Source organism: Streptomyces sp. NBC_00525, from assembly GCF_036346595.1.
In the GTDB taxonomy this organism is placed as follows: domain Bacteria; phylum Actinomycetota; class Actinomycetes; order Streptomycetales; family Streptomycetaceae; genus Streptomyces.
Window position 1 is genome coordinate 76,849 of record NZ_CP107834.1, and the last position, 17,143, is coordinate 93,991.

Consider the following 17,143-nt stretch of genomic DNA (forward strand, 5'->3'; position numbering starts at 1 on the left):
AACCCATTCCGACTCACGGCTATGCAGGAGAATCGGGAGAATTGAATGGATGCGTCAAAATTGTCACCTCTACCGGAGACGCATCGGACGGCCTGGACTCCGGATTCCCGAGACGGTCACGGAATCGACTGACCAGATCCTCAATCTCTCGCTGCAGGGAAACCATCTCGCTCGGTGACACCCACCACACCGTATGAGACGCGCTGCCAGCACTTTGCCAACTCTCCGGATAACTGGACTTACCACGACTAAAATCGTGATGCCGTTGAAGTTGTCGCTGCAGAGACATTTCCCCCAGAGCACTCACAGCGGCATTGGTTTCTGTATCGTTCGAGGTTTCCTCGACTGTCCACCCCCGGCGAGTAACGCGCCACGGACGCGAACGGCCAGGCCCCTTTCCCGCCTCTTCCACGAAGCCATATTTGGCCAGTTGTCGCAGATGGAAAGAGCATGTGGTAGCGCTTTCGCCGATCAGCTTCCCAGCCTGTGTAGCGGTGAGTGCGCCATGCACAGTGAGAACTTCGATCAAGGCCAACCTCACAGCATGCGAGAGGGCCCTCATGGAGGAGGGGTCGGTCAGGCGGCCCGGCGGAGACGGGTGATCATCGGTTGACATGCAATAAGAGTCTTCTATCGAGAGAGTTCTGTCAATGGTCGCCTTCCGTCCTCCCTCTGAGCTGGCCAGATGTGTGAGGACGACTCAGGCAAGGCTGCTGATCCGGTTGGTCGAGCTGTGCCCATCTGCGCAGGAGCCCCCGGGATCCGAAGGCGGCGAAGGCCTGCCCGACGAATGCCCGGACCTTCGCGTGGGGCCCGCGCGCCGCTTGCCGGCTTCCCGAGAGGAGCTCCCGGCTCCCCCGTACGGGGTGCGGACCGTGACGGCGCCGGGGCCAGCGCTTGACGCCGATCTCGAAGCGGACGCCGACGACTGCGTGTTCACCGCCTTGTGAACGTCGTGAACGGCGCCGGACGTACCTGGTGCGAGAAGCCAAACCTCTTCTTCGTCTGCCAGTCGGGCCCGGTCTCCTGCATGTCTACCCTTGATGGGCCGGCAGACGCTTTTAACAAGACCGAAATCGACTAGCCGCCGAGGATCCTGTCATGCCGACTTAGCGGTCTTCCCCTTCGCCCCTCTGCAGACCGCCGGTGAAATCTCCCTTGGCCCACAGAATCTGCTGCGGCCGAAACCCTGTTCCTGCAAGAAAGTATGCTTCCACTACGGAGCGAACAACCGAGAGAGGCAGAGCACTGAAGCGGTCGAAATAGCTCGGACACCATGGATCGCATACAACCTGTGGGTCCACTTCCGGGGGCCTGGGGTTGAAGGATACCCAGACATTTTCCGCCACATCCTCACCGAATTCTTTGAGGATCAGGTAAAAAGTATCTCCGTCGCAATACCAGAGGACTGCCCCGTAGCCAGATTCGCGGTCAATTCCGATCGTCAGAACATTGCCTGGCGCCTCTTCATTTTTGATCTGATCATCCACTACCTGAAAGGTAGTAGCCACCCCGGGAACACTATTCGGGCCCTCAAGAAAAATTTCGTCGAGGTACGATTTGAGCTCGTCTTCAGTTTCCAAGCGCCAAGGCTGCTCGTCCTTGAATACCTTGAGTGCCGCCATTTCACCTTCCGGTCGTAGAAATTCGCCGATCCTCCACCTGCCCCCCCCAGAGGCGGACAGCGCCCGTCCGTTCCGGCTATCCCCAGCGGCTGGCAGCCCGGAGCTCTGCGAGGGAAGGCATGCCGTCCATCGCCTCGTCCGCGCGCCCATGACGGACAAGAAGCGCCGCCGACTCCCACGCGTCCGTGTCAGGATCTACCCGAAGCAGGTCCAGGGCTTCCTCGACACGTCCCGTCTCCTCGAGAATCCACGCGGTGCTGGACGCCATTCCGTAGAAGCCCGTCGGGAGGGTCCGGGCATAGGCGAGGGCTTCCTCGTAGCAGCCTGCCTCGCCCAGTAGCCACATCCGGTTGGAATGGAACCAGTGGGAGTGCTCCTCGACGTATGCGGCGTCGCGCTCGTCAAGAAGCCCGAGGGCGATGTCGTAGCGCCCGGCCTCGGCAAGGAGGTGGATGACGTTCTCCAGGAGACACGCGTCGTGATAGTCGAATGTGGGTCGCCCTACCTCGACCGCGTCCTCGACCCGGCCCTGGCGTCTCAGAAGGTCGATCAGGGGCCAGCGGAAACAGATTCCCTCATCGGTTTCGATATGGCGTCGCAGGATGGTTTCGGCCTCGCCGGCCCGGCCGTGTTCTTCGAGGGCTTTGGCGTAGTACGGCAGGACGACGTGGGCGTGCTCTCCGGTGCTCAGGTCCCGCAGTTCCTCCATCCGGTCGTTGCGCCGCAGCAGTGCGGCATAGGCCTCCAGTGTGTTCTGGGCCAGATAGCGACCGGCAGCGATGTCACTGCCGAGCGCCCGGACAGCGTCATCGACCCGGCCGACGCGCTCCAGGACCTGGGCCTGAAGCTCCTGCGCGTTGCTGGCGTCGAAATTCCAGCGCTTCTCACCGCAGGCACTGCGCGCGATCTCCACCCTGGGCGCAAGCAGCTCCAGAACCCACTCGTCGCGGTCCTGTCTCTCGGTGAGTTCGACCAGCGCGGTCAGTATCCAGCCCCTGTCCAGGTGGGGCATCAGGACACGTATCGCCTCGTCCACCCGCCCAGCTTTCACCAGGAGCTCAGCGAAGTTGTGGCACGTGTGCTCGGATACCGGTCCTGCCTCGTCCGGACGGGCCCAGTCCAGTGCCTGCTCAACCCGGCCCGCGCTCAGCAAGGTGTCGGCCGCCGCCCAGCGCGCCGGCTCCCAGCCAGTCTGAACATACGGCTCCAAAACCCCCAAGGCCCTTTCAAACTCCCCCACCCTGCACAGTTCGTGTGCAGCCGCCCTCGCGCACGACCAGGCTCCCCGTGAAGCCGCGCGCACCAACTGCTCCACATGCCCGCGCTCCACGAGCAAATCGACCAGAACGGGCGGGTACCCACCCAGGCCCCTTGACTGCCACTCAAGATCATCAATGTTCACGTGCCGAGCGTACGACTGACCACCGACATCGCAGCGGCACGGAGCCGGCTCACGCGGCCGCGCACCCACCTGAGCCCGACCTGCGGTCCCGCCCCAGGGGCTCGTTGTTCTTGGCGGATGACGGATGCGAAGGTTCGGCCGGGGCCGATGATGTGGACGGACCAGGCCCAGCGAATGATCCGCTATGCCGGCGTTTCGGTGTGCGCATGCACCAAGGTGCCCCCTATGGCAGGGGGCAACAGATGCCGGCCGGATCAGAACTGCGGTCTCACGGGCGGCCACCCCGGCATGCCTCGGGTGGGCAGGGCCTCAGTATGGGGGATGATCCTGCAGCCACAGGTGTGGCGTCTGTATTACGGGCGGTTGGGGTCGGGGCTGCTGAAGAACAGTCAGGGCCTCGTCGATCCGGCCGAGGTCGATGAGGTATCCGGCCAGGTCATGACTGTTCCGACCGGCATGCCGTTGAAGGACGGTGACGGCTTCCTCTGTGCGACCGGCATCGGCGAGAAGCCCGGCGATGTGCTCCGCTGCGTACCACGTAGCACCTTCGGGGTGAGCACGGGCCCGTTCAACCGCCTCGTCGATCCCCTTGCAGGCGGCGATCAGTGGCAACCGCATCCAGTACAACTCCCACTCGTCCTCACCCCTGCGCTTGACGTCGAGAGCTTCGAGGTACGCCAGGCCGTCGGCGGGACACCCCTGGTCGAGGTACAGCTCGGACAGGGCATGGAGAATCCAGTCGTCGCCGGGGTGGGCGTCGGCCTGGGCGCGCATCACAGCGATCGCCTCGTCACCCCGTCCGTGGCGGGCCAGGAGTTGCGAGAGCTGGTATGCCGAGTTCGGGTCGCAGACCGCGGTTTGATCCGTATGCCCGTATGCGGCGATCGCGCCTCCGATGTCGCCAACCTCCTCCAGGAGCTCCGCCAGCCGGTGTACGGCCTCCTCATGTCCGTCCAGCGCGGCGTAGGCGCGCAGTTCCTCGATCCGTCCGTGCCTGGCCAACAGATCGGCAAGCTGGTCTCGGCTGTTGATGGAGATGATCTGTCGGCGGTGGAGCAGGGCGATGGCCTCATCGATGTGGTTCTGACTCTCGCGGATCATCGCGAGTAGGCCGAGTGCCGTGTCGGGGTCGAGACCACGGGCGTGACCGCGGCCGCACCGTGGGCCGTCGCAGCGGTGGGCGGCCTGGATCTGGGCGTCGAGGAGCACCGCAGTCTCCTCGACGCGGCCGGCAACTGCGGCTACGTCGACCAGGGTGGTGGCGAGTACCCAGTCATGAACATGGGGCACGAGCAGGTTGAACGCCTCCTCGGCACGGCCGTGCCGGGCGAGTAGCCGTGTGTAGGCCTCCAGAGCCATCGGGTGCCCGGCTTCCATACGAGTCCGGGTGATATTGATCGCCTCGTCGGTGCGGCCCCAGCTCTCCAGCAGCTCGGCCGCGGCGACCACAGCCGTCCACCAGCCCGTCGCCACGTACGGGGCAAGCGCATCCAGCGCGTCGGCCTCTCGGCCCTGCTCACCCAGCGCCCGAGCCCACGCCAGCGCGCAGAACCACTCCCCGCGTCCGGCGTGCAGCTCCACAACATTGGCATGGCCCCGTTCAATCAGCCGCGTGACCAACGCTGGCGGGATGCAGCCGGACCGTGTCCGAGCCCGGTAGTCAAGATCAGTAGCGTCCACGGCCAAGCACCATAGCGCTCACCCTCAGGCACTATCGGCCCGCCCGTCGTGCCCTAGGTCTATTGATCACGAGCGTTGTTGACACTCAGCAGGTCTTGAACATGACGAAGACCTCCGGTGTGGTGGGAGCTGTCTAGGGGGTGTCCGGAAAGTCATGGGAGCCAGAGTTGGAGGCAGGCGAGGGTGACCATTGCTTGGTAGTGGGCGGCTCGTTTGTCGTAGCGAGTGGCCAGGGCCCGGTTCTGCTTGAGCCGGCTGAAGCAGCGCTCGACGACGTTGCGCCGCCGGTAGGCGGTCCGATCGAGCCGGCAGAGACTCTCGCCGCGGCGCAGGCGCCCGTTGATCTGGTCGATCCGCTCGGGAATCGTCGCGGCGATCCCGCGCCGACGCAGGTAGGCACGGATCCTGCGGGCCGAGTAGCCCTTGTCCGCCACCACCCGCTCGGGCCGGGTCCGGGGCCTGCCCGGCCCCGGCCGGGCGATCCGGATGCGTTCCATGACCGGCTCGAACTGGGTGCAGTCGTTCACGTTCCCGCCGGTCAGGGTGAAGGCCAGGGGGCGTCCCCGACCGTCGCAGGCCAGGTGGATCTTGCTGGTCAGCCCGCCGCGCGACCGGCCGAGCGCCTCGCCCTCCCAGGGCCCCCTTTTCGGGCCCCGGCCGCGTGCTGGTGGGCCCGCACCGTGGTGGAGTCGACACACACGATCGTCCAGTCGACCTGTCCGACGGCGTCACAGTGCTGCTGGACGTGAGCCAGGAGGCGGTCCCAGGTGCCGTCGGCGGACCAGCGGCGGAAGCGTTCGTAGACCGTCTTCCACGGGCCGTAGCGTTCGGGCAGGTCACGCCAGGCGGCCCCGGTGGACAGCTTCCACAGGATCCCGTTCACCACCTGGCGCCGGTCCCGCACCGGCCGGCCCATCCGCCCCGGCGCCAGCAACGGAGCGATCAACGCCCACGACTCATCGGTCAGTTCATGTCGACGCACCACGAACGGAGTAACGAGCGATCGACTTTACGGACACGGCCTAGGAACTCACCGCACGGAGGTCTTCGTGTCCCACCGTAATGCCAGGCTGACCGTTTTCGGTAGGCAGCTGCTGGTCGAACGGGGCTGCTCGGGCCGTCCGATCGCGCACGTGGCGGCCGAGATGGGCATCTCACGGGCCACAGCCCACAAGTGGATACGGCGGTGGCGAGCCGAGGGTCCAGCCGGTCTGCACGACCGGCCAAGCCGCCCACGCACGACGCCGCACCGCACCTCCGCCGAAGTCGAGGGTCTGCAACCTGCGCCAGGCCCGCAAACTGGGCCCCGCCCGGATCGGCCCGATCCTGGGTCTGCCCGCCTCGACAGTCCACCGCATCCTCACCAGGCACCGGCTGAACCGGCTGGCCTGGATCGACCGCCCGACCGGCACCGTGATCCGCCGCTACGAACGCGAACGACCCGGCGAACTCATCCACGTCGACGTGAAGAAACTCGGACGGATCCCCGACGGCGGGGGACACAAACCCTTGGCCGCCAGGCCGGCCGGGTCACCCGCAGCCAGATAAGCTTCGACTACGTCCACTCCGCCATCGACGACCACTCCCGCCTGGCCTACAGCGAGATCCACCCGACGAGAAGGTCGCGACCTGTGCGGACTTCCTCACCCGCGCGGCCGCGTTCTTCCACCACTATGGCATCACCCCCATCGAACGGGTCCTTACCGACAACGCCTGGGCCTACCGCAAAGGCCTGGCCTGGAAAGCCGTCCTGGCAGACCTCGGTGCGACCGGCAGGCTCACCCGCGCCTACCGGCCCCAGACCAACGGCAAAGCAGAACGCTTCAACCGCACCCTGCTGGAGGAATGGACCTACCTGCGGCCATACACCTCAAACGACGAGCGGACAGCGGCCCTGACAGACTTCCTCCACACCTACAACCACCACCGCTGCCACACCGCACTCGACGGACACCCGCCCATCAGCCGTGTGAACAACCCTGCGGGTCAATACAACTAGTTGCTGGGTGCCGGTATCGGCATCCCCTCGGCCGGGACCCCTTCTTCCGTCGCCGCGAAGGACGGGTGGACCTCGCACTCCTCTGGCATCTCATCGGAAGGAACCGCACAGTTCGAAGGATCGACTGCGGGCTCGTTCTGGGACACCTGCTCCTGCTTGGCCCCCTCCTTCGTGGACTCCGAACCGGGGGATGCAGGCGTGTCGCCCGAAGAGACTGAGCAAGCAGTTGAACCCGACAGAGCGAGCAGAGCAATAGCGGCGGAAGCGACAGCAGTGCGGATACGCATAAGAAATTCCCCCCAAAGCAGACGTACTGGCACGGCGCTCGCCAGTCGATCAACCATCCCACCGAGCGCCGCGTCGGTGACGTGGAAGATGTGAAGCAATCGTGCGTACAGATGGCGGGTGCGCGGCGAACAGGCAGTCGACATCCCCAGACCCCTGACACGCACGCGGTGAGCAGCCCCCTGTAGTACTGGGGCGCTGGCTCAGCTTCCGTTGTCGGTATCGGTGAGCTAGTGGGCTGGGCCTGGCTTGCCTGTTCGATCACATCGCCTGGTTGCACGCCCGCTAGCGTGACCGGATGCCGTCTGTGAAACGGCGTCATTCAGTCCGCGCAATCATCCTCGACAAGGACGGGCGAGTCCTTCTTTGCCGGTTCGTGATTCCAGAGTTGGCGGGAACCGTGGTGTGGGCAACTCCCGGCGGAAAAATCGAGACGGGTGAAACGCCGCTTGCCACGCTGAGCCGCGAACTGCAGGAGGAGGTCGGGCTTGCCGTCCCAGCTGATCCGCCGCACGTTTGGCACCAGGAAGTTGTGGCACCCGGACATGCCGAGGGATACGACGGCATCATCAACGACTACTTCCTCGTACGCACTGCCGCATTCAAGCCGCGCGGAACCCTGTCCTACGACCAGCTTGCCGCAGAGTGCATCAGCGGTCTGAAGTGGTGGCCCCCTCACGAGATCGCGTCCTATGCCGGTTCGGATCTGTTCTCCCCGCGCGACCTAGAGGTTGTCCCGTAAATGATCTGCAGCATGCAGGCTGACCTGCTCGTTTGCCTGTCATCCGGTGAGGGTGAGGTTGTGAAGGCGGGCGATACCGAGCACGGCGTGGTGGACGCCGTCGCTCTTGAGGCGGCAGTCGCGGAGGATCTTCCAGCTCTTCATGCGGGCGAAGGTGTGCTCGACGCGGGCCCGGACCTTGCGGTGGGAGGCGTTGTGTTCCTCCTTCCAGGCCGGCAGCTCCTCGTCCTTGTGGCGGCGATAGTGCGGGATGGTCAGCCCGGTGCCCCGGCAGCCGCCGTCGGCGATCACCGTGGGGGTGATGCCGACGGCGGCCTTCGCACCGGAGTCCTGCCAGGCCACGCAGTCGTTGCGGTTGCCGGGCAGCGGCTTGCCGACGGCGACCACGAGGCGGGTGTCGGCGTCGATGACGACCTGGTGGTTGGTGGAGTAGCGGTAGTTCTTGCTGGAGGCGGCCACGGTCCGGTCACGGGTGGGAACCGGAGTGCCGTCCACGATGAGCACGGTCTCCTTGCGGAACCGCCGCCGGGGCCGGAGGGCGAGAGCCGGCCCGAGGTGGGTGACGATCCGGTCGGCCGCCGACTTCGAGACGCCGAAGAGCGGGGCGAGTTGACGCAGGGTGAGGTTGGTGCGCCAGTATGCGGCCACCAGCAGCACCCGGTCCTCCAACGGCAGCGACCACGGTCGGCCCCTGCGGACCGGATCGGCTCCCTCACGCCGCAAAGCGGTGATCAACTTGCTGAACTGCCGAGGGCTCAGCCCGGTGAACGGGCCTATCCAGGAGGGCTCCGACGCCGTGATCACACCAGTCACCGCAAGATCATCTCACCTCTGCCCAGCATTTACGGGACAACCTCTAGCACCGTGGCCGACGCCGGCAGTGATTCGCACTCACAGCGACGCGGCCGCCTCCGGGTACCGAACGAGTCTTCGTACTGGGCCTCGGCTCGCATCGTTGGCCGGGTCATCGACAACGCTTCCCGGTGGTCGGCAGACTGTCGGGAAGACAGACGCCGGCGCTGGGGAGGCGACGTCCTTTGCTGCTGACGATTGGCGGTGTCGCCATCGCCCTTTGGCTTGTCCTCTTCATGTGGGTCGGCCGACGTCGGCGCATGTATGGCGGTGGTGGAGCATCGGCTGTGGAGACTTGGGGCGAGCTCTTCCATCCATCACAGCGTCATGTCCGACAAGAGCGGGAACGCCAACTCACCTGCCGAGACGACGCCGACTCCGGTGCGCCGCCCAACTCTGTCGACCTCGACTCCGGCAAGGCGTTCATCCGGCTCGGCGGCACGGAGTCACCGGATGGGCGCGCCGTCCAGGTTTGCCGTGTCCGGCGTTGCGCGTGCGAGGGATTCGCCGAGGGCCGCCACCGCGTCCGTGAGCTGGTCCATCGCGTCGGTCAGGGAGCGGGACGGGTCGGCCTGCCAGGCGACGAACGCGCCGTCGAATCCGGCGATGGCGAAGTAGTCGAGGCGGTCGGCGACGGCCTGGGCGGTGTCGGGGCCGTAGGCGGCGAAGGAGTCGGCGATCATGCGGTTCATGTGGGCGCGGCCGTCGCGTCGCACCCGCTCGATGATCGCCTCGACCTCGCAGGCCTCCGCCGCGTCCATGACCTCGGCGTTCATGACCAGGATGAGGTGCAGCCGCAGGAAGTCGGGGTGGGCGAGGAAGACCTCGCCGGTGCGCTGGAGGTACCAGCCGAGCCGCTCGCGGACGCCGCACTCGCGCGGTGGGCGTTCCTGGGCCTTCGCCATGTGCTCGAAGAACGCGTGCGCGCCGCGCTCCATGACCGCGGACAGCAGCCCCGCCTTGGAGCGGAAGTGGTGGTAGACGGCGCTCTTGGGCACTCCTGAGACGCGGCTCAGTTCCGAGAGCGTCGTCGCCGCGAACCCGCGCTCGGCCATCAGGCGGGAGGCGGCCTCCAGGATCTCGTCCCGTGAGCGCCGTCCCCTGCGATTGCCGCTCTTGTCGCTCCTGGGTTCCACGCACCGAAGCATACCCAGGGGCGCGACCGGGGCAGTCCGGAGTTTTTGTCCGGGTATGCCGGGCGCTCGTGTGCCGCGGTTCCGCAGGGCCCGGCGGCCGTCCGAACCCTGAAGCCTAGGCGTCCGGGTTCGTTCCGCACGTTGATTCTGCTGTGCGGAATCCGTCCCGTATGCCCTTGACCGGGCTGTTTGGGGCGTGTGACAGTCCCCACTATTGGACTGAACGACCGGTCCAAAACTTGGACGGCAAGGAGGCCGCCATGCCCCAGAACTTCGACGCGGACGTCGCTGTCATCGGCTACGGCCCCACAGGGGTCGTCGGTGCCCTGACCCTCGCGCAGCAGGGCGCGAGTGTCCTCGCTCTTGAGCGCGACAGGGACATCTATCCGCGGGCCCGGGCCGTCACGGTCAACGACTGGACCATGCGGATCTTCCAGGGCCTCGGCATCGGCGCGCGCGTCGAGAGGGTCATCGACCCGCAGCGTGCGCTGCGCTGGGTGACTTATGACGGCGACGAGGTGATGCGTATCGAGCACCCGCCGTCGACGCTGGGGTCCGGCCCGCGCTTCTACAACATCTACCAGCCGACCATGGAGAGCGAGCTGCGCGCCTGCGCGCAGGACCGGGGCGAGCTGATCTCGGTACGCTACGGCGCCGAGGTGACGGAGATCGAGCAGGACGACTCCGGCGTCACGCTCATCACCACGGACACCGCGACCGGCGAGGTCACCCGCTACCGCACCCGGTACGCCATCGCCGCCGACGGCGGCAGCAGCGCGACCCGGCAGCGGCTCGGCATCCCGCTGCTCGGCGACACCGGCGAGACGACCTGGGTGGTCATCGACTGCCGGGTCAAGCGCTGGTGGCCCGACCGCGACTTCCTCACCTTCTGGACGGACAAGGAGCGCCCGGTCGTCGACATAGCCCTGTCGGCCGGCAACCACCGCTGGGAGATCCCGCTCAAGCCTCACGAGACCGAGGCCGACTTCCCGACCGCCGCCGAGGTGTGGCCGCTGCTGAAGGCGCTGGGGGTGAGCGAGGATGACGTCGAGATCCATCAGCACGCCTTCTACCGCCACCACGTGCGCATGGCCGAGACCTGGCGCTCGGGGCGCGTCTTCCTCGCCGGTGACGCCGCGCACCTGATGCCGCCGTGGGCGGGCGCCGGGATGCAGACCGGGATGCGCGACGCGCACAACCTGGGCTGGAAGCTGGGCCGGGTGCTCGCCGGACGTCTGCCCGAGTCCTGGCTCGACACGTACGAGGCGGAGCGCCGCCCGAACGCCGCGTTCTACACCTCGCTCGCGGTGCAGCTCGGCCGGGTGATCAAGCAGGAGATCTCCGACGACGAGCGCGCCGCGCTGTCCGCGCCGCCGCCGCAGGGCCTGTGCACGCCGTTCGAGCCGCCGCTGATCGCACCTCCGGTGCTGGAGGCCGGCTGGCTGCGCGGCCCGCTCGGCGACACCAGCGTCGTCGGCCGGATGGTGCCCCAGCCGGTCGTCGGCGACACGGCGGGCCGGATGGCGCGCCTGGACGAGGTGCTGGGCGACGGGTTCGTGCTGCTGGGCGACGACGTCGACCCCTCGACGCTGCTGAGCGAGGAGGAGCGCCGGCAGTGGGACGCGCTCGGCGCCCGCTACCGGGCGGTGCGCCCGCGGAGCGCGTACACCGAGGGGCCCGACGAGCTGGTCGATCTGGAGAGCGTGCTCGGGCCCTGGCTGCGCCGGTACGGCGCCCGCGCGGTGGCCGTGCGCCCGGACCGTTTCGTCGCCGCCGCCGACGTCAGCGGGCTCGCCGTCCCGGCGTGAGCCCGCCACCACACCCCCGACCTTTCGAAGGAGAGCTCCCCATGAGCGGAGTCAAGGAACTCGCGTACGTGGTCTACGAGGTCAGCGACCTCGCGGAGTGGGAACACTTCGGTGTCGACCTGCTCGGCATGCAGCTCGGTGAACGCGGCACGGACCACCTCACCCTGCGTCTGGACGAGAAGGCGCATCGCTGGATCGTCACCCGGGGCCCGGCCGACGACCTGGTCGTCAGCGGCTACGAGGTCGAGGACGACGCCGGACTCGACGCGCTCGTCGCCCGCCTGCGCGCGGCCGGGCTCCGGGTCGAGGAGGGCGGTGCCGCGCTGGCCGCCGCCCGCCGAGTCGAGCGGGTCTTCACCACCACCGACCCGATGGGCAACCGTCTGGAGCTGGTCACGGGCCTCGCCGAGGCCGGAACGCCCTTCGTCTCCGCCTCGCTGCTCGGCGAGTTCGTCACGGGCGCGGGCGGCGCCGGGCATCAGGTGCTGCTGGCCCACGGGGTGAGCCGCGAGGAGTATCTGGCGTTCTACCGCGACCTGCTCGGCTTCCGGATCAGCGACATCATCGTGGAGGAAGTGTCCCCCGGCGTCGTCGCGGACCTGATCTTCCTGCACTGCAACGGCCGTCACCACTCGGTCGCGTTCGGTGACATGCCCTCCCCCAAGCGCACCCACCACTTCATGGTCGAGGTCACCGACATCCGGGACGTGGGCCTCGCCTACGACCGTTGCATGGATGCCAAGCAGCCGTTCGAGATGACGCTGGGGATGCACCCCAACGACGAGATGTTCAGCTTCTACGTCTTCACGCCGTCCGGGTTCTCCGTCGAGTACGGCTGGGGCGGGCTCATCATCGACGACGCGACCTGGCAGGTGCGCACCCTCGACCGGCTGCACAGCTGGGGCCACCGCCCGCCGGGTGTGGTGGCGGACCTCCTGGCCGCGGCCCCGCCCGCGCCGGGCACCGACGTACACGAAGGAGACCAGGGCTGATGGCACTCGTCAAGGAAGACATCGCTCGCAGCGTCAGGACCCGTGACTGGACGCTGCGCTACTACGAGGCCGGCTCCGGCCACCCGCTGGTGCTCCTGCACGGCAGCGGGCCGGGCGCGACCGGCTGGAGCAACTTCAGCGGCAACATCGAGGCGCTGGCCGAGCACTTCCACGTCTACGCCGTCGACATGCCGGGCTGGGGCGAGTCGGACCCGGCGACGGTGGACCGGCTGGACCATGTGGAGGCCGCGATCCAGTTCCTGGACGCGCTGGGCATCTCCCGAGCGGCGTTCGTCGGCAACTCCATGGGCGGCCAGACCTCGCTGCGTCTCGCCACCGAGCACCCCGACCGGATCAGCCATCTGGTGACCATGGGCCCGCCGGTCGGCCGGATGCCGAGCCTGTTCGGCGCGGGCGGCGGCCCCTCCGAGGGCCTGAAGGTCCTCATCGAGGCGTATCAGGACGCGAGCCCCGAGAACATGCGCCGGCTCGTCGAGATCATGTGCTACGACAAGGCCCGCTTCGCCACCCCCGAGCTGTGCGAGGCCCGTTCGCAGGCCGCGCTCGCCCGGCCCGAGCATCTGTCCAACTACGTGGCGGGGCTGCCGCACGGCGCGCCTCTGCCGCGCTGGGTGGACCCGGCCCTGCTGTCCGGAATCACGGTGCCGACGCTGCTCATCCACGGCCGCGACGACCGGGTGGTGTCCTTCGAGAGCTCCCTCTTCCTGCTGGCGAACATCCCCGACTCGCGGCTCGTGCTGCTCAACCGCTGCGGGCACTGGGCGATGATCGAGCACGCCGAGGAGTTCAACCGGCTGGTCATCGACTTCGTGCGGGGGAACCCCGGCGATGAATGACATCCAGCAGGTCCGGGACGCGGCCGCGCCGCCGCCTCCGGGCGTCGTGGCCGCGGCCCGGCGGCTGACCCTGGCCGCCGCGAGCGGGGTGCCGTGCGCGCCGGTGCGGGACCTGATCGGCACGGCCGACACAGCGGTCGCGTACGCGGTGCAGCAGCGGATCGTCGCGGCCCGCCGCGCGGCCGGCGCCCGCGTCGTCGGCCACAAGATCGGGCTCACATCCACGGCTGTGCAGCAGCAACTCGGCGTCGATCAGCCGGACTTCGGCCTGCTCCTCGACGACATGGCCTACGAGGACGGGGCGGTCCTGCCCGCGTCCGCGGTGCTCCAGCCGCGCGTCGAGGCCGAGATCGCGTTCGTCCTCGGCGCCGACCTCGCCGACGGCGACCTGACGCCCGACCGGGTGCGCGCCGCCGTGGCGTACGCGGTGCCCGCGCTGGAGATCTGCGGCAGCCGGATCACGGGCTGGGACATCACCCTGTCCGACACGGTCGCCGACAACGCGTCCGCCGGCGCTTTCGTCCTCGGCCGCGAACGTGTCGCGCTGGACGCGTTCGAGCCCCGTACGGCCGTGATGACGATGTCCGTCGACGGCCGGACGGTGTCCGAGGGCACCGGAGCCGACTGCCTCGGCGACCCGCTCGCGGCCGTGTCGTGGCTCGCCCGCACCGCGCGCGACCTGGGCGATCCGCTGCGGGCCGGCCATGTGGTGCTGTCCGGCGCGCTCGGCCCCATGCATCCGCTCACTCCGGGCGCGCGGGTCACCGCGGTGATCCGGGGACTCGGCACGGTCACCGCCGCCCTCGCAGAGGGAACGGCGTCCAGGGAAGGAACGGCATGACGACGCACACGAGCGGGGCCTCCCGCGCCAAGGTCGCGATCATCGGCTCGGGCAACATCGGCACGGACCTGATGATCAAGGTGCTGCGCACGTCGGAGCACTTGGAGATGGGTGCGCTCGTCGGTATCGACCCGGACTCCGACGGGCTGGCGCGCGCCCGGCGCATGGGTGTGCCGGTCACGCACGAGGGCGTGGACGGGCTGATCGCGCTGCCCGGCTTCGACGAGATCGGCATCGTCTTCGACGCCACGTCGGCGGGCGCCCACCGCGCCAACGCGGCGAAGCTGACGCCGCTCGGCAAGCACCTGATCGATCTGACGCCGGCGGCGCTCGGCCCGTACGTCGTCCCGGCGGTCAACCTGGACGCGTATCCGGACGCCCTGAACGTGAACATGGTGACCTGCGGCGGTCAGGCGACCATTCCGGTGGTCGCGGCGATCTCCCGCGTGGTCCCGGTGCGGTACGCCGAGATCGTCGCCTCGATCGCCTCCAGGTCGGCGGGGCCCGGTACCCGTGCCAACATCGACGAGTTCACGGAGACGACCTCGCGGGCGCTCGTCGAGGTCGGCGGCGCGGACCGGGGCAAGGCGATCATCGTCCTCAATCCGGCGGAGCCGCCGCTGATCATGCGGGACACCGTGCTGTGCCTCGTGGAGGCGCCCGACCCGGGTCTGCTCGCGAAGATCGAGGAGAGTGTCACCGCGATGGCCGCCGAGGTGGCCGCGTACGTCCCCGGCTACCGGCTCAAGCAGCGGGTCCAGATCACCCCGGTGCCGGCGGACCAGCCGGTCGGGACGCTGCTGGCCGACGGCACGGCCGGCCGGCCCACCCATCAGGTGTCCGTGTTCCTGGAGGTCGAGGGCGCCGCCCACTACCTGCCGGCGTACGCGGGCAACCTCGACATCATGACCTCGGCGGCCCTCCGGGTGGCCGAGCGGATCGCCGCGCGAGCGGCACGCACCGGTGAGGTGACGACGCCATGACTACCAGCATCTTCGTCCAGGACGTAACCCTGCGGGACGGCATGCACGCCGTCCGGCACCGCATCGCCCCCGCGGACGTACGCCGCATCGTCGCCGCTCTGGACGCGGCCGGCGTCGACGCCATCGAGGTCGCCCACGGCGACGGTCTGGCGGGCGGTTCCCTCAATTACGGCCCCGGTTCGCACACCGACTGGGAGTGGATCGAGGCCGCGGCCTCGGTCCTGGAGCGGGCCCGCCTGACCACGCTGCTGCTGCCCGGCGTCGGCACGATCCACGACCTGCGGACCGCGTACTCGCTCGGTGTGCGCTCGGTGCGCGTGGCGACCCACTGCACCGAGGCCGACATCTCGGCGCAGCACATCGCGGCGGCCCGTGAGATGGGCATGGACGTCTCCGGTTTCCTGATGCTCTCGCACCGCGCGGAACCGGCCGAACTCGCCGCGCAGGCCAAGCTGATGGAGTCGTACGGCGCGCACTGCGTCTACGTCACCGACTCCGGTGGCCGGCTCACGATGAAGGACGTGGCCGAGCGGGTGCGGGCCTACCGCGACGTCCTGGACGACGCCACCGAGATCGGTATCCACGCCCACGAGAACCTCTCCCTGTCGGTGGCGAACAGCATCGTCGCCGTGGAGAACGGGGTGCGCCGGGTCGACGCCTCGCTCGCCGGTCACGGCGCGGGCGCGGGCAACTGCCCCTTGGAGGCGTTCATCGCGGTGGCGAACCTGTCGGACCTGCGGCACGGATGCGACCTGTTCCGGTTGCAGGACGCCGCCGACGACCTGGTGCGCCCGCTCCAGGACCGGCCGGTGCGCGTCGACCGGGAAACCCTGACGCTGGGCTACGCGGGCGTCTACTCCTCCTTCCTGCGCCACGCGGAGATCGCGTCGGAGCGCTACGGCGTCGATGTCCGCGACCTCCTGATGGAGTGCGGGCGCCGGGGCCTGGTCGGGGGCCAGGAGGACATGCTCGTCGATGTGGCGCTGACGCTGGCGGGGGGCGGAGCGCCGGAGGCGGGGGCGGACGGGATCTGAGGGTGCTCGACGCGGCACTCCCGTACGCCCCCTCGAACCCCGGCGCCCGTTCTGCGGGTCAGGCGTGCGCGGGGGCCGGGGACGGTTCGGCGAGCTCTCTCTCGACGGCGTGCGCCGCGGCCTCCAGGGTGGTGACCAGGGAGCGCAGGCGCTGCGGGTCGTAGCGCACGCTCGGCATCGAGACGGAGAGGCCGGCCAGCGCGGTGCCGTCCGGGCCGTGCACCGGGACGCCGACGGCGACGAGCCCGCGTTCGGAGCGTTCCCGGTTGACGGCGAAGCCGTTGCGGCGCAGGCGTTCCAGATCCTTGCGCAGCTGTTCCGGGTCCGGGCGGTCCGCCGGGTGGTCGCGTTCACCCTCGGAGCCGTAAACCGCCGTCAATTCCTCGTCGGTCAGCTCGGCGAGCAGCAGGAGGCCGGCCGTGGTGCGGTGCGCGGGGAAGACCATTCCCTCCCGCGATCCGACCCGGAGGGCCTGGCGGCACTCGACGCCGGCGATGAACCGTACGGTTTCGCCGGTGCGCACGATCAGGTGGGCCGTCTCGTCGAGCAGGTCGACGAGGCGGCGCAGATGCGGGAGGCCCACCGTGCGCAATCGGGACACCAGCGACTGCGAGTGGCTGGCCAGTTCCAGTACCGGTCCCGCGCGGTAGACGCGGTCCTCGCCCTGCACGGCGAAGTCCCGGTAGACGAGCATGGCCAGGATGCGGTGGGCCGTCGACCGGGCGACCTGCAGGCGTTCGGCGAGCTGTGCCACGGTCGCGCCGCCTTCCAGTTGCAGGATGGTCGCGGCGCGCAGCGCGTGGTCCACGCTGGCGATCGGATAGGGCGGGGGCGTCTTCAGCGGCTTGTCCACGGCTCCTCCAGATTCTGTAGTGCAGAATCTACATGTTCTCTCAGCAGACATGGC

14 protein-coding genes and 3 pseudogenes are annotated in these 17,143 nt (G+C 68.5%); 9 read left to right on the forward strand and 8 right to left on the reverse strand.

All coding sequences use genetic code 11. The features are described 5' to 3' along the window. Positions 1-19: 19 nt before the first annotated feature. From OG710_RS00320 to OG710_RS00340, 5 genes and pseudogenes are all read right to left on the reverse strand, one after another. On the reverse strand, positions 20-616 hold the full coding sequence (locus OG710_RS00320) for a winged helix-turn-helix domain-containing protein (protein WP_330237525.1): 597 nt from the start codon (positions 614-616) through the stop codon (positions 20-22). A 493-nt stretch (positions 617-1,109) separates the two neighbouring features. Then, positions 1,110-1,625 (reverse strand): Imm1 family immunity protein, encoded by a 516-nt coding sequence (locus tag OG710_RS00325; protein WP_330237526.1) that lies wholly within the window; start codon positions 1,623-1,625, stop codon positions 1,110-1,112. 76 nt (positions 1,626-1,701) lie between these two features. Continuing rightward, positions 1,702-3,027 (reverse strand): tetratricopeptide repeat protein, encoded by a 1,326-nt coding sequence (locus OG710_RS00330; RefSeq protein WP_330237527.1) that lies wholly within the window; start codon positions 3,025-3,027, stop codon positions 1,702-1,704. A 309-nt stretch (positions 3,028-3,336) separates the two neighbouring features. After that, a complete protein-coding gene (locus OG710_RS00335) occupies positions 3,337-4,707 on the reverse strand; it encodes a tetratricopeptide repeat protein (protein WP_330237528.1) in 1,371 nt (456 codons plus the stop codon). 152 nt (positions 4,708-4,859) lie between these two features. Continuing rightward, positions 4,860-5,623, reverse strand: a pseudogene (locus tag OG710_RS00340) (IS5 family transposase). Positions 5,624-5,756: 133 nt separating this feature from the next. On the opposite strand from OG710_RS00340, the pseudogene OG710_RS00345 reads away from it, so the two are divergent. Together OG710_RS00345 and OG710_RS00350 are read left to right on the forward strand one after the other, a co-directional pair. After that, positions 5,757-6,706, forward strand: a pseudogene (locus OG710_RS00345) (IS481 family transposase). Positions 6,707-7,289: 583 nt separating this feature from the next. After that, positions 7,290-7,733: an NUDIX domain-containing protein gene (locus OG710_RS00350; RefSeq protein ID WP_330237529.1), complete on the forward strand. Its 444-nt coding sequence runs from the start codon at positions 7,290-7,292 to the stop codon at positions 7,731-7,733. A gap of 39 nt (positions 7,734-7,772) precedes the next feature. Here the strand turns inward: OG710_RS00350 and OG710_RS00355 are convergent, their stop codons facing one another. Next, the gene (locus tag OG710_RS00355; protein ID WP_330237530.1) at positions 7,773-8,546 is read right to left on the reverse strand and encodes a transposase; all 774 of its coding nucleotides are present in this window, start codon (positions 8,544-8,546) and stop codon (positions 7,773-7,775) included. Between the two features lie 299 nt (positions 8,547-8,845). On the opposite strand from OG710_RS00355, the pseudogene OG710_RS31240 reads away from it, so the two are divergent. After that, positions 8,846-9,001, forward strand: a pseudogene (locus tag OG710_RS31240) (DUF6191 domain-containing protein); the annotation flags it as partial. A 30-nt stretch (positions 9,002-9,031) separates the two neighbouring features. Here the strand turns inward: OG710_RS31240 and OG710_RS00360 are convergent. Beyond that, on the reverse strand, positions 9,032-9,721 hold the full coding sequence (locus OG710_RS00360) for a TetR/AcrR family transcriptional regulator (protein ID WP_330237531.1): 690 nt from the start codon (positions 9,719-9,721) through the stop codon (positions 9,032-9,034). Positions 9,722-9,981: 260 nt separating this feature from the next. Here OG710_RS00360 and OG710_RS00365 point away from each other — a divergent pair, with 260 nt between their 5' ends. The 6 genes from OG710_RS00365 to dmpG are packed head-to-tail and all read left to right on the forward strand — an operon-like array spanning position 9,982 to position 16,236. Beyond that, entirely contained in the window at positions 9,982-11,529 is a 1,548-nt protein-coding gene (locus OG710_RS00365) for a bifunctional 3-(3-hydroxy-phenyl)propionate/3-hydroxycinnamic acid hydroxylase (RefSeq protein ID WP_330237532.1), read from the forward strand. Positions 11,530-11,570: 41 nt separating this feature from the next. After that, complete coding sequence (locus OG710_RS00370) at positions 11,571-12,521, forward strand: VOC family protein (RefSeq protein ID WP_330237533.1); 951 nt, start codon at positions 11,571-11,573, stop codon at positions 12,519-12,521. Beyond that, positions 12,521-13,378, forward strand: coding sequence for an alpha/beta fold hydrolase (locus tag OG710_RS00375; protein WP_330237534.1), 858 nt, complete (start codon positions 12,521-12,523; stop codon positions 13,376-13,378). Before OG710_RS00370 ends, OG710_RS00375 begins: the two co-directional genes overlap by 1 nt. Continuing rightward, positions 13,371-14,219: a 2-keto-4-pentenoate hydratase gene (locus OG710_RS00380; RefSeq protein WP_330237535.1), complete on the forward strand. Its 849-nt coding sequence runs from the start codon at positions 13,371-13,373 to the stop codon at positions 14,217-14,219. The genes OG710_RS00375 and OG710_RS00380 overlap by 8 nt, the downstream gene beginning before the upstream one ends. Next, on the forward strand, positions 14,216-15,202 hold the full coding sequence (locus tag OG710_RS00385; protein WP_330237536.1) for an acetaldehyde dehydrogenase (acetylating): 987 nt from the start codon (positions 14,216-14,218) through the stop codon (positions 15,200-15,202). Before OG710_RS00380 ends, OG710_RS00385 begins: the two co-directional genes overlap by 4 nt. Continuing rightward, on the forward strand, positions 15,199-16,236 hold the full coding sequence (gene dmpG / locus OG710_RS00390) for a 4-hydroxy-2-oxovalerate aldolase (RefSeq protein ID WP_330237537.1): 1,038 nt from the start codon (positions 15,199-15,201) through the stop codon (positions 16,234-16,236). Before OG710_RS00385 ends, dmpG begins: the two co-directional genes overlap by 4 nt. 58 nt (positions 16,237-16,294) lie before the next feature. On the opposite strand, the gene OG710_RS00395 is transcribed toward dmpG, so the two are convergent. Beyond that, the gene (locus OG710_RS00395) at positions 16,295-17,089 is read right to left on the reverse strand and encodes an IclR family transcriptional regulator (protein ID WP_330237538.1); all 795 of its coding nucleotides are present in this window, start codon (positions 17,087-17,089) and stop codon (positions 16,295-16,297) included. Between the last annotated feature and the right edge of the window lie 54 nt (positions 17,090-17,143).